The organism is Serratia sp. AR11, assembly GCF_056376275.1.
In genome coordinates, this window is sequence record NZ_CM150739.1 from 512,138 (window position 1) to 525,005 (window position 12,868).

Annotated in this window: 7 protein-coding genes and 1 pseudogene; 4 read left to right on the plus strand and 4 right to left on the minus strand. The window is 45.6% G+C overall.

The annotated features are described in order from the left end of the window. Positions 1–9 precede the first annotated feature (9 nt). From ACSOSI_RS02385 to ACSOSI_RS02395, 3 genes are all read right to left on the minus strand, one after another. A complete protein-coding gene (locus ACSOSI_RS02385) occupies positions 10–1,191 on the minus strand; it encodes a restriction endonuclease subunit S (protein WP_476706481.1) in 1,182 nt (393 codons plus the stop codon). Continuing rightward, positions 1,188–2,810, minus strand: a complete 1,623-nt coding sequence (locus tag ACSOSI_RS02390; RefSeq protein WP_476706482.1) for a type I restriction-modification system subunit M — start codon at positions 2,808–2,810, stop codon at positions 1,188–1,190. Before ACSOSI_RS02390 ends, ACSOSI_RS02385 begins: the two co-directional genes overlap by 4 nt. A gap of 86 nt (positions 2,811–2,896) precedes the next feature. Then, complete coding sequence (locus tag ACSOSI_RS02395; protein WP_476706483.1) at positions 2,897–6,325, minus strand: DEAD/DEAH box helicase family protein; 3,429 nt, start codon at positions 6,323–6,325, stop codon at positions 2,897–2,899. 196 nt (positions 6,326–6,521) lie between these two features. On the opposite strand from ACSOSI_RS02395, the gene ACSOSI_RS02400 reads away from it, so the two are divergent. After that, positions 6,522–7,013, plus strand: a complete 492-nt coding sequence (locus ACSOSI_RS02400; RefSeq protein ID WP_476706484.1) for an SIR2 family protein — start codon at positions 6,522–6,524, stop codon at positions 7,011–7,013. A 6-nt stretch (positions 7,014–7,019) separates the two neighbouring features. Here the strand turns inward: ACSOSI_RS02400 and ACSOSI_RS02405 are convergent. Then, positions 7,020–7,127, minus strand: a pseudogene (locus tag ACSOSI_RS02405) (IS1 family transposase); the annotation flags it as partial. A gap of 168 nt (positions 7,128–7,295) precedes the next feature. Here ACSOSI_RS02405 and ACSOSI_RS02410 point away from each other — a divergent pair. The 3 genes from ACSOSI_RS02410 (at position 7,296) to ACSOSI_RS02420 (ending at position 12,671) form a co-directional block, all read left to right on the plus strand. After that, a protein-coding gene (locus ACSOSI_RS02410) for an IS3 family transposase (protein WP_476706485.1) occupies positions 7,296–8,416 on the plus strand; the annotation gives its coding sequence in 2 pieces (ribosomal slippage) (positions 7,296–7,554 and positions 7,554–8,416; 1,122 coding nt in all). A 231-nt stretch (positions 8,417–8,647) separates the two neighbouring features. After that, positions 8,648–10,474 carry a DUF262 domain-containing protein gene (locus ACSOSI_RS02415; RefSeq protein WP_476706486.1) on the plus strand — a complete coding sequence of 609 codons (1,827 nt, stop codon included), beginning with the start codon at positions 8,648–8,650 and terminating at the stop codon, positions 10,472–10,474. Beyond that, complete coding sequence (locus ACSOSI_RS02420; protein ID WP_476706487.1) at positions 10,461–12,671, plus strand: DUF262 domain-containing protein; 2,211 nt, start codon at positions 10,461–10,463, stop codon at positions 12,669–12,671. Before ACSOSI_RS02415 ends, ACSOSI_RS02420 begins: the two co-directional genes overlap by 14 nt. Positions 12,672–12,868 lie beyond the last annotated feature (197 nt).

Here is a 12,868-nt window from a genome sequence, read left to right on the forward strand (position 1 = left end):
CCGTTAACTTTAGTTAAATAATTGATTGCTGAGAGTGTTGAATAATTTATCGAGCTCAGTTTTACTCTTAATATAAGTGCCGACTCTATTTCTTACTGCTTTATATATTTCCTCGTATTTATATTGCAATTCTGCAGGTGGTATAAGGATTTTAATATTTTGCATTTCTTGAGCGTTTATATTGGCCATGCCAACAATACTTTTGCTCATGTTTATTAAAGTATTCTTACCATGAGCAGAGTTCAAATATCCTGATATATAGTGATTATTTCCAAGTTTATTTGTTCTAACTCGAACTAAATAACCAGCATAAGCCATCTCAATATCGTTTTCAAATACAGCTGTTTTTCCTACCAGTTCTTTGCTATTTGTTCTATTAAATAACAAATCACCTTTTCGTACTAAAAATTTTTCTTTAGATTTCTCATCTAAATCGATATATTTCAAATCTGTGAAATCCCAATATCCTTGGTATGTAATATTTCCCATTCTGAGCATAGGATATCTTCCACTATGTTCTGATGCTTTACCCGAGGAGCCATAGTTTGCTGAACTCACAAGATCTCGAATAGTACCAATAGGGAATTGTTTAGGATTGTTTTCTGGGTCACCAAACATACTCAAAAATGTAGTACGCAGAAATTCATCCGCAAGTTTGATAGCGTAATCACGTTTAAATTGTATGGATTTTGTTTTATTTAAGATTGCCGCTATATTTTGTTGTTCACTTAGTGTAGGGAGTGGTATCTCTAGATTTTCTAAAACCGATTTCCTCAGGGCTGGTACCGTTGTGGCTCCAATATATTGATAAAGATCTAATTTGCATAAGAAATGATATAAATAATCTACATCTATAATTTGAGTGTTGGGAATTAATCCCATTACATTATTATCAACGACCATTTCTACAGATGTGATCAATCGGAAGTTTTGTCTTATTGCTTCACCTATTTTAGCAAAAACAATGGTTCCCGCAGGAAGTGTTTTTGCTTTTAAAATTTCAATATCTTCGCTACTGACATAATTTGCAGCTTTTGATATGTATAATTCACCAGCTCTCGCCAAGGTAGATATGTCGCCAACTTTTGCAAAAGGATATTGACCTGTTTTTTTGCCTTGAAATTCATGTGGAAACCCAAATCCTGCTTTGAATTCTCCGATATCACCTAGCTTTACGTTCGGCCATCTCACAGCATATCCTCCAAATCATTCAGATCTGAGATAATATCATTCTCCAATGATTTTAGCCGTTGTAATATTATTTTTGGATCTTCATGTTGTTCAGCTTCATATACCACTTTCTTATAACGATTTATTGAAAGATCGTACTTTTCAGTAGCTATATCCACCTTTGGTACGATAAATGCAATTTGAGTACGGTCCAGATAATCCGTGGTAGTATTAATTCCCTGTGGATATTGTTGCTTCAATAGAGAGCTAAACTTATCGCCTAAGAAATTATCTGTAGGAAAACCTTTGCATTGACGATAATGTTTCCAACTAGCAATAAGATGGGGTAAGTCGCTATCTTTTATAGGATTACGTTTGTCATCCAGGCTGTAGCCATCGTTTTTGAGGTCATAAAACCAGACGTTATCGGTTTGCCCACCTTTAGTAAATATTAGGATCGCTGTTGCCACTCCAGCGTAAGGTTTAAACACACCAGAAGGTAGATTGATAACGGCTTCAAGTTGATTGTCTTCTACAAGAGTTTTGCGCAATGACTGGTGGGCTTTGCTGGAACCGAACAGTACACCCTGAGGTACAATCGTTGCACTGCGGCCACCAACCTTCAGCATTTGCAGAATACGTGCTAAAAACAGGAGTTCGGTTTTTTTTGTTTTAACTGTTGCCAGCAGAGAAGGATCAATGTCTTCTTCGTCCAGAGAACCAGTGAACGGTGGGTTTGCCAGAATCAAGTTAAAAGCATTCTTACTGGCCTGTGGGAAGTTGTCGCTAAAGCTTTGGCTCATTGTATCCTGATAATGAATATCCGGCTGTTCTACGCCATGCATAATCAGGTTCATTGCTGCGATGCGCAGCATGGTGGTGTCAAAGTCATAGCCATGGAACATGTTCTGATCCACGTGAGCACGATAATCGGTTAGCAGGTCACCTGTAAAAATTTTCTGTTCTTCCAGTTCACCTCGCTCATTCACACCTAATTCGCTATGAATCGACTCAAGGGAGCTGTATTTTTCCAGCAGATACTCATAGCTTGTAGCCAGAAAACCCCCAGTACCACAAGCAGGATCACAAACGGTTTCGTTACGAGCAGGATTAGGCTCCATCATCTCTACGACGGCGCGGATAATGTGACGGGGTGTACGGAATTGACCGTTAATGCCGGCAGTTGTGAGTTTGCTGAGTAGGTATTCATACAAATCACCCTTGGTATCACCACGATCCAACGGCAAGTTTTTGATCATCTCTACTGCTTTGGTCAATAGTGACGGTTTCACTATCTCCAGACGGGCATCTTTCATAAAGTTGCCCAAAAGTGAATCACTGCTGCCTAATGTCCGAAAATGCTGGAATACACCGTCACGGACCACTTCCATCATTTCATCGGCACCTAAATTGCTGTACTGGCTGAAACGAAACTCTTGTTGTTCAGGGGCAAAGCGTGGCTTGAAATCGATTTTTGTCAGTTGCTTACGCTTTTCGTCCTTCAGCTCAAGGCTGTCGAGCATCCGGGAGTACATCAGGTAAGTGATTTGCTCGATCACCGTCAGGGGGTTAGTGATGCCACCAACCCAAAAATCTTCCCATAAGTTATCAATACTGCTCTTTAATTCTCTTGTGATCATAAGGCTTCTTTAATTCACGTTTATCGCTACCGATGGCAGCTCTGATAAGAGAAAGCCCCGGGATGTACGAGGCTTGAAAGGGAGCATTATAGCGCCGGTGACGGAATGACTACACCCAACTCTTCTACGATTTTTTGCAATGTCACGATCTGCTGCATATCAGGGAAGATTCCAGTGACACCCTCGCCATGTATCTGGGTAAATGGCTGTTCGAAGAGCTGTTTCATCTCGATAGTACCGTAATCACGGATATGGTTTTTGAGCATTTCCAGGAAACGAATCTGCTGGCTGTTAAGGTGATTTTCAGATGCAAACATAGCGAAGCGTTCAGCAACTGCTTGCCCATCCATACCGATAATCGTGCGTAAAAGCTTATCCAGACTGGCAGTTGCCTGTGGAAAGAAGCTTTTCAGATCGCGAATATCGACATTGGGGTTTTGGATTAGCACCAGTTTTGCCAATTCGTCCAGTTCTTCAGGTGTGACTGGTTCACCATGTCTGATTTTCTTGAGTACGGGGTTTTGCTGGAATAATGGTTCCAGTGCCCCCTGAACCTGTTGACGCCAAAGTCTGAAATCTACAGTTCGAACTTGTGTTTTCCTGATGGCGGTTTCTATCTGAGTTACATCCTCAGTAATATCTACCGTAAGCGTTCCAACTGACGGTATGACTTCTTTTTCCATCAGATGCATGATGCCACGCAGATGAATACGCATATCTTCGAAATCATCAAAACTAGCTTGTTTCCACCAGGAAAGTTCTCGCAAATTGTTTATGCGAGCCCCTTGTTGCTGTACCTGCACTAAATGAGGGGGGAGCCTTTCTAGCTTTTCAACTACGGTAGGCCATAGCACATCCAGCTCTTCTACGTTGGTGTAGCGGGCAGTTTGTGCAGTTAGCATGTCCATATCGAAACGCATGGCGTCACTTTGGCCGCGTACATCAACCCATTGCATCAGTGGTGCAATAAAATCCAGTAATATCTGTTGGGTCTGTGGGGCAAATTGCTGCAAAAGCTTTTCATCGCTGCATTGTGCTTTTTGCTGCCATCTTTCTTGCACTGATATGGAGTTATCATCCAGAGCATTAATTTGTACCAATAGCTGTGCCGCAACGCGATTAACTGCTTGTTTATCAAACTTTCGTAATGCCGCCCGGCCTAGCTCAATCCATGCCTCAAAACGTTTCTGTGCTAGGGGCTTGCTGGCTGTAACCTCGGCTTCTTCGGTATTAAGTTCGTGATACTCGAAATTGCCCCAATGATCAAATATGCGGAATTTCTCTTTATCCAGTGATTTTCCATTCTCATCAACACCGTATAGACCTTTAGCGAGACGTGTCCCACGGCCAATCATCTGCCAGAACTTCACTTTTGATTTAACCGGTTTTGCGAAAACCAGATTGACGATTTCCGGTACATCAATACCGGTATCTAACATATCAACCGAAATAGCGATGATAAGCTCTTTGTTGCAACTTTCATCCAACCCTTTGAAATCCTCGATCAGTTGTTCCGCTCTGACTTCCTGATTATCAATAACCTGGCAAAATCGACCAGCAAACTGCGGATACATCTCATCAAACAGATCTCTCAACAAGATGGCGTGGTTGTGCCCCCTGGCGAAAATGATCGATTTGCCAGGAAGCTGCCCGTCTTTATCTTTCAGGCCTTTTTCCATCAGATTACGTAAAATCAGCCTGTTAGTGTCTCGGTTATAGACCCGATCGTCGATGGCTTTGCTATCAAATTCCAGTGTATTGGGATCTATATTCTGTTCTTCTAGTTCACGTATCTGAGCATTGCTTAAATTATCGCGCCTGATTCCCTCACGTAAAAACTGTGTCGTGTGGGTGACCACTTCATAGGGCACCAGATTGTTGTCTGCTATTGCATCTTCGAGACTGTAGTTTGCCGTAGGAATGCGTCCTTCGCAGCCAAACAACCCAAAGGTGGTTTTACTGACCATATCAATAGGGGTTGCTGTCAGGCCTACCTGTAACGCATCAAAGTATTTAAACAAATCTCCGTATACGTTATAGATGGAACGATGTGATTCATCAGCGATAATGAGATCGAAGTAACCAACATCAAAACGATCCATGATGTTCATCATCCCCGGATAGGTCGCGATGTAGACACGGGCATTGAGCATATCTTTCTTTGGGGATACGCCAACCACATACATAGGGTCGCTGATATATTGTTTAAACGCGTTACCTGCCTGCTTACGCAGCTCTTTTCGGTCGCAAAGGAATAACACGCGCTTTACCCAGCGGGCATCAATCATCAGTTTACTCAAAGCGATGGCAACTCGAGTTTTCCCCGTGCCAGTAGCCTGTACAATGAGCGACTGACGATATTTCTGGGTAAAACGTTCACTCACCCTCGCTAGGGTCTCTTGTTGATACAAGCGGCCAGCGACTAGCTCACCTTTGCTGTCTCTGGCGTGGGGAACCTCATTCAGTGGTAGGCGGGTCTCGCGTTGTTGAATCAGATATTGCAGGCTTTCTTTACTGTAGAAACCGAATACTTTACGTGGTGGGTAGCCCTGTGTTTTATGGTCATCCCACAGATAAATATCGTAGCCATTGGTATAAAAAATAACAGGGCGTTGCCCGTATTCTTTCTCTAGCCAATCAGCATATAGTCTGGCTTGTGTACGACCTTTATCTGGACTGACTTTAGTTTTTTTTGCTTCAACTACGGCAATCGGTTTGTGGCTATCATCCCACAGTACATAATCTGCAAATCCTTTTCCGGATGTCGTTGGTTGTTCTTTAACAGGATGCTCCTGAGACACCTGTTCAGTATTGGCAGCGTCAGGAGCTACATCCCAGCCTGCAGCAATGAGGCGCGAGTCAATCAGATGGCGGCGAGTTTCAGCTTCATCCAGTGATAGAATGTCAGCAACTTGCTGGTTACGATCTTTTACTTCATGTAGACGTTGTTCAAGTACTTCTGTTTTTTCATGCTCTTTTTGCAATGCGCGCTGAAGCGCAATTTCCCGCTCGCGAGCACTATCAAGATCTTTGATCGCCGTATCTAAACGTTTTTGCTGTTCTGTAAGATTAACTGAAGTATTTAGAGCATCAGACAATGGAGGTAGAGCAAAAGGTTGGCAGTCATCAACATTCCCCTGAGCGTAACGAACGTAAAGCCATAGTCCTAACAGAAATGCTTCTTTTAATAACCAGTATGCATCCTGAGCTTTAATGGTGCTTCCGTGAGCTGCACGATTACCATGAATGCGCAGAGCGTCCATTTTCATCACAATTGCTTCAGGCATGATGCTGGTAAATACAGAAGCATTCATCAGATCATACAAACTAGCTTTGAAACCTTCAGGTAGACGTTCCTGTCGGTAGATCCAACGGACAATCTGTTCGTCATAGTTACGTAGTTTAACCAAGCAACTTTCTGGATCGGAATGGACGTACTGTTCTGCTGCGGTCGCAAGGCTTGCTAAATCAGGCCACTTACTGCGTAGCATTTCAAAATTGCGAGACTGCTCCATTAAATCGTTGCCTTATGCAATGGATACAACAAGATATCTGTGGATGTTATCACAGGTTATCACTCAATTTTTGTGAGATATACGCGAGCTTTGGTATAGCAGCTATAGATTAAATTCATTAAATTGATACTGTTAGTATCCATTCTAAGTCAGCTTATAACGTAACCTATATAACCTACGCGAAGGGGGACCGCAGATGAGTCAAACTTTGACGGGACTTCAGTTTGTTAATACCCTCGCTTTGAAACCAGAAAGATTTGCATGGTTTCTTGGAGCTGGAGCGTCTGCATCTGCTGGAATTCCAACCGGTTATTCGATTATGTTGGACTTTAAGAAGCGATTATTCTGTCAGTTAACCGGCTTAAAAACGCAAGAAGTCGATGCCAATGACTCTCTTTGGGTCGATAGAATCAATCTTTTTTTCAAAACTCACCCAGTACTCCCCCCTTCAGGAGATCCGACTGAATATGCTGCTGCTTTTGAGGCGGTTTATTCCACTCAGGAAGAGCGCCGTTTATATATTGAAAATGCGGTGAAGCAAGGTTCCCCGTCGTTTGCGCACAAGGTCATTGGATCTCTTCTAACGACAGGGCGCATTCCTTGTATTTTCACAACCAATTTTGATCACTTGATCGAAACGGCTACGACAGTGGCAAGCCAATTAATTGGTCGCGTATTCAATGCGTAGATCGGGTCATTGCAGGTAGTGCTCACGCTCAATGAATGTACCGATAATTTTATCATGCATTTCTGGTGATTTTGAGTATCCGAGGGTCTTACGATTAAGCCGCTTCAACCGGCTCATGGGGCAGGTAATGCCTGACTGGGAGAAAACCAAGAAGCGTTTGGATGGGATGGCTAGGATGATAATGACAAGCTAAACATAATGGCGTGCGATGTGACCTGCTCCCAGTTGATTAGTACACCCCGATGTTAGTAATGTCTTCATAAGCCACGTGAGGACATCCCCATGAAGAAGCGTTTTTCCGACCAACAGATCATCAGTATTCTCCGCGAGGCTGAAGCCGGGGTATCCGCCCGTGAACTCTGCCGCAAGCACGCCATTTCCGATGCCACGTTTTACACCTGGCGTAAGAAGTATGGCGGTATGGAGGTGCCTGAGGTTAAGCGCCTGAAGTCGCTTGAGGAAGAGAACGCCAGACTCAAGAAGCTGCTTGCCGAAGCCATGCTGGATAAAGAGGCGCTTCAGGTGGCTCTTGGGCGAAAGTACTGACGACAGACCAGAAGCGGGAAGCCGTGATGTTGATATGTGATGCGACCGGTCTGTCGCAACGTCTTGCCTGCAGGCTCACGGGTTTATCCCTGTCGACCTGCCGCTATGAGGCTCAGCGCCCGGCTGCAGATGCGCATTTATCAGGGCGCATCACTGAGTTGGCACTGGAGCGCAGGCGTTTTGGCTACCGTCGCATCTGGCAGTTGCTGCGCCGTGAAGGGCTGCATGTTAATCATAAGCGCGTGTACAGGCTTTATCACCTCAGTGGCCTGGGCGTAAAACGCAGAAGACGTCGTAAAGGGCTGGCAACAGAACGTCTGCCGCTGCTCCGTCCGGCGGCGCCCAATCTGACCTGGTCGATGGATTTCGTCATGGACGCATTGGCCACCGGTCGCAGGATCAAGTGCCTTACCTGCGTAGACGACTTCACGAAGGAATGCCTGACGGTCACTGTTGCCTTTGGGATTTCAGGCGTGCAGGTCACGCGTATTCTGGACAGCATTGCGCTGTTTCGCGGCTATCCGGCGACGATAAGAACGGATCAGGGCCCGGAATTTACCTGCCTCGCACTCGATCAATGGGCCTTTGAGCATGGCGTGGAGCTGCGACTTATCCAGCCCGGCAAGCCGACACAGAACGGATTTATTGAGAGTTTTAACGGACGCTTTCGCGATGAATGCCTGAATGAACACTGGTTCAGTGACGTCAGTCATGCCAGGAAAACCATCAGTGAATGGCGTCAGGATTATAATGAGTGCCGCCCGCACTCCGCGCTGAATTATCAGACGCCGTCTGAATTTGCGGCGGCCTGGAGAAAGGGTAATTCTGATAGTGAAGGATCCGACATTACTAAGTGAGCGTTGTATCTAATCCTGGGGGCAGGTCATGGCGGACGCAGGATTGTTGTTTCCGGCGGTTTACCTTCTCTGGGAAAAAGATGATGTACCGCTGCGCACCATTTGCAAAAAGCGAAGCAGGCCAAAGACCCTGCGTTTAGAATATCGGACTGTTAACGTTAATTATTACTGTTATAACTGACTTAAACTACTTAACATGCGGCCGGAAAAATCAGGCATGCAGGGAGGCACATGACCACGAGCAATGAACTTCTCCTTAGGCCAATTAGCGACTTGATGAAACAGCGTTTTTTCATACCTTCATACCAGCGGGGCTATCGCTGGACGCCAAGGCAGGTAACAGATCTGCTGGATGACATCGCGGAATTTCAGAAAAACAGCGAGTCAAGTTCCCGCAAAGCCTTCTACTGCCTACAGCCTGTTGTTATTAAGCAGTGTGGCGAAGAATGGGAATTGGTTGATGGTCAGCAGCGCCTGACAACTATCTGCATTATCCTTCATTATCTGAAAGACATTGCCGCTATGCTTGGACATTCAGGGTACTCTCTGCGCTACGAAACCCGCCCTGAGAGTGCAAGTTTCCTTAGCAATATCAATAGCGATCACGCAGATGATAATATTGATTTTTATCATATGAATCAGGCTCGGGAAGCAATAGACGCATGGTTCAGTTCACGACCGCCTGTCTATAAGTTCAGCTTTTTGCAGACTCTGCTGAATGATGATGAGGCCGGTAAAAATGTAAAAGTGATCTGGTATCAGCTAAGCGATCAGGCAAATGTGACGGAGGTCTTTTCCCGGCTTAATCGTGGAAAAATCCCGCTAACCAACGCAGAGCTGGTCAAAGCACTGCTGCTCAATGCCGGAAATTTCAGTCAGGCGACCGAACTCAGCGTTCGCTTTAATCAGCTCAGAATTGCGCAGGAGTGGGATGAAACGGAGCGCCGCCTTCAGCAGGAAGACTTCTGGTATTTCATCAGTAACCATACCCGTGAGAGTAACCGCATAGAGTTTATACTTGGCTTGGTTGCAGATTCATTAAAGTCAGGTATTTCCCGTCAGGATCCACACTACATCTTCCTGTCGTTCGCCCATTACCTGGAGGAAATGCATCAGGACCAGGATCGCATAGAAAAAGTGTGGCAGCTTATTAAACAGCGCTTTATGTTGCTGGATGAATGGTACCGTGGGCGCGTGACTTATCATCTTGTCGGCTATCTTATCAATAATAGTGAGAGCGTCATTCCACAGCTCATCAGCGAATCTGAAAGCTGCGAGAAAAAGTCAGAATTCATTACCGGACTAAAGAAAAGGATTCTGCGCATTGCTCTGCCGGGACTCGTGGGCTCGTTGAGCAGGGAGCGAACCGAGCGTAGCACTCAGATTGACGCCGCGCTATCCGCGCTGACCTATCCGGAGCGGTCGCTGCGTCCCGTGCTTCTGCTTTTCAATATTGCCATTTTGTTGACGAACAAAACATCCTCTACCTGTTTCCCGTTCCGGCATTACAAACTCGACGCCTGGGACATTGAGCACATTACTTCAGTCAGCTCGCAAATGCCGGAAAATATCAGCGGTCAGAAGGCCTGGACGGAAGTGATGCGAGAGCATTTCCGGCCTTTCGATATAGTGGAAGAGGAATCAGACACTACCCGGTCAGCAAAGCATCTACTCTTTGATCGTGCGGGGGCGTTGCTTCAGGAGGAGCCCTTTGACAGTGAAAAATTTGAAGCCTATTTCAGCGATGTTCTGAATGAGTACAGCCGTATGCCGCAACAGGATAGGGATGACAGCATTGGAAACCTTACGCTTTTAGATCAGTCAACTAATAGAAGCTACCGCAATGCCATCTTTCCGGTTAAGCGGAATCGCATTATTGAAGCGGACAAGGCATCAACATTTGTTCCTCCCGGTACACGAAATGTATTTCTCAAATATTACAGTAGTAACGTCCACGATATGACTTTCTGGAATGCTCAGGATCAGGATAGCTACCGACGCGCAATTACAGATGCGCTGACCGTATTTTTTGATGGAGCAACGTATGCAACAAGGTAAAACCATCACATTCGCCAGCTTATTCAGCGAAGTCAGCAACGTTGAGATCCCTATCATACAGCGTGATTATGCTCAGGGTCGCGAGGAGGCTTGGGAAATTCGCGATCAGTTTCTCCATTCGATCAGCCAAGCACTAACAGCTCCTGTTGATGCACTGCCGCTCGATCTCGATTTTATTTATGGAAACCTCAGCGCTGAGGAGAGTCCTACCCTTTCGGTCCTAGATGGTCAGCAGCGCCTTACGACTCTCTTCCTGCTGCACTGGTATCTGGCGAACAAAGAGTCGAAATATGCTGATTTCAGTGAACGATTCACTTATCAGGGCAAATCCCGTTTCACCTATCAGACCCGCACTGCCGCAACGGAGTTTTTCCATGCTCTGGTGCGAGCCGACAACAGTGGCCTAAAGTTTGCGGAGAATGCCCCCACTCTTCGGGAGCAGATAACGGATAGCAGCTGGTTTTATCACTCCTGGCTTCAGGACCCTACGGTCTCCGCCAGCCTGACGATGCTCAATGCGATTCAATCATGCTTCGGTGACGTGCCGAGTGAGCTTTATGCAAAACTATGCAGTTCTGACTCCCGGCCAGTGGTATTCCAGTATCTGAACCTGTCCTCATTTGGACTTTCTGACGATCTCTATATCAAAATGAATTCGCGAGGAAAATCGCTTACTGATTTCGAAAATTTCAAAGCCTGGCTTTCAGGCAGAATGAGCCAGCAGCCCGGTGCTGTGACCTTTGGTGAGAAAATCGATCAGGCCTGGACCGATATGTTCTGGAGCCTGAGCAAAAAAAGGATCGAAAGCTTTGATACCCTCTTTCTACGCTTTTTTAAGCGGATGGCGTTTCTTCTTGAATGCAGTCAGTCATCTGAACCTGCATATCTGTTGGCAAATCTAAATACGGCTTGGTTCAACACCCTGAGAAGCACCCGTGAAGGTTTTAGTTCCTCAGAATTTGAAGCGAGGGATACCTTCAACCCTAGGAACATTCAGATCATCTCATCCATACTAGATTTTCTTTGCTCTTCGCACGCAACCCGTGAACACCGTAGCTTGCTGATGGAATTTCTGACGGGCTCTGACTTACTCGGAGCATGCCGTTTTTATGCACTCTGTGCATTTATTACTGCCAAGAGATCGTCCATCGATGTCCGCTTCGCTGAGCAGCACTCTCAATGGAGCCGTGTAACCGATAACTTCCTTTACACCATGCGTATTGACAGTAATCAAGTTGCAGTGGGGATTATTCGTTCACTTGATGAATTGGCCCCCTATGCTGATGACATATACAGCTGTCTTCGTACAGTTGAAGTTCGACTGGGTTTTAACGAGCAGTGGGATGAAGAAGCCCTTAAAGCAAAGCTGATTATTCTGGATAGTGCATGGGAGCCTGCCTTAATTCGGGCAGAATCTCATCCTCATCTTAAAGGTCGCATAAGGGGGCTGCTCAAGGGGGCCAAAACTGCTGAGAATAGCGGTTACGATCTTACCCGATTTATATCTCTGACAGAGAAAACCTATTGGGTCCTTAACGAAAAGGTTCTGCATAACTACGAGCACCTACTTGAACGTGCGCTGCTGTCACTGGGAGACTATCTGATATGGCAGAAAGGACAACGATACACATTTTGCCTGCCTTCGCATCAGTCTTGGCGTGAGCGTAATGAGAACTGGCTGAGGGTGACAGAGAAAAGCGTGTTTATTGAGCTGCTGGATAAGCTAAATAAAAAAGAAGATATGTCAAATACGCTCCGAGAAATTATTCAGGAAGCAAACCCAGGCGGCTGGCGTGAACTGGTCGTGAAAGACCCTGAGACCATTCGCTATTGTTCGGAAAGAATTATCGACAAGTTAGATAACCAAGTGTATCTGCTAAGTAAGACAAACCTTCGCGGCTATTTCCGGGAGCTGCACAGTTGGGTGCTCTCGAAAAGGTTGTTGGCCCTTCTTCGCAGAGAGGATGGAAACGCGCCTTTCACTGCCGTGACCTATCACTCGGTCTATGGTGATGCATGGCCATGTATCGAGCTTACAGTAAGTGAAGAGGAAACGTTCTTTATCGCGCATGAGAACGGAGTATGGTTTGACTGTAACAATGTGGATGAGGAGGGTGAGCCGCTCCCTCTCCCATCCTTCTTTAAACCACTGGTAGATAAGTTGATGCATGAAGCGGATACTGTTTCCAGAAACTGACGCGGTGCTGCTGACTGTGACAAACTAGGGGAACGGCAAAATCCAGCATGTCACTTTAATGTCACACATATTTCCTTGGGTTATTTTATAACCTGTGGCGGTTAATGAGCCGCTAGAAATATAGGCTCATTAACCGCTCGCTTCATACCAATGCAAGCGTCTCTTACAAATCTCCGGTACTGCAGCAGTAGTTTTTC

Coding starts and splice junctions, on each gene's coding strand:
- ACSOSI_RS02390 (WP_476706482.1), bottom strand. CDS start 2,810: ATGATCACAAGAGAATTAAAGAGCAGTATTGATAACTTATGGGAAGAT.
- ACSOSI_RS02400 (WP_476706484.1), top strand. CDS start 6,522: ATGAGTCAAACTTTGACGGGACTTCAGTTTGTTAATACCCTCGCTTTG.
- ACSOSI_RS02420 (WP_476706487.1), top strand. CDS start 10,461: ATGCAACAAGGTAAAACCATCACATTCGCCAGCTTATTCAGCGAAGTC.
- ACSOSI_RS02415 (WP_476706486.1), top strand. CDS start 8,648: ATGACCACGAGCAATGAACTTCTCCTTAGGCCAATTAGCGACTTGATG.
- ACSOSI_RS02395 (WP_476706483.1), bottom strand. CDS start 6,325: ATGGAGCAGTCTCGCAATTTTGAAATGCTACGCAGTAAGTGGCCTGAT.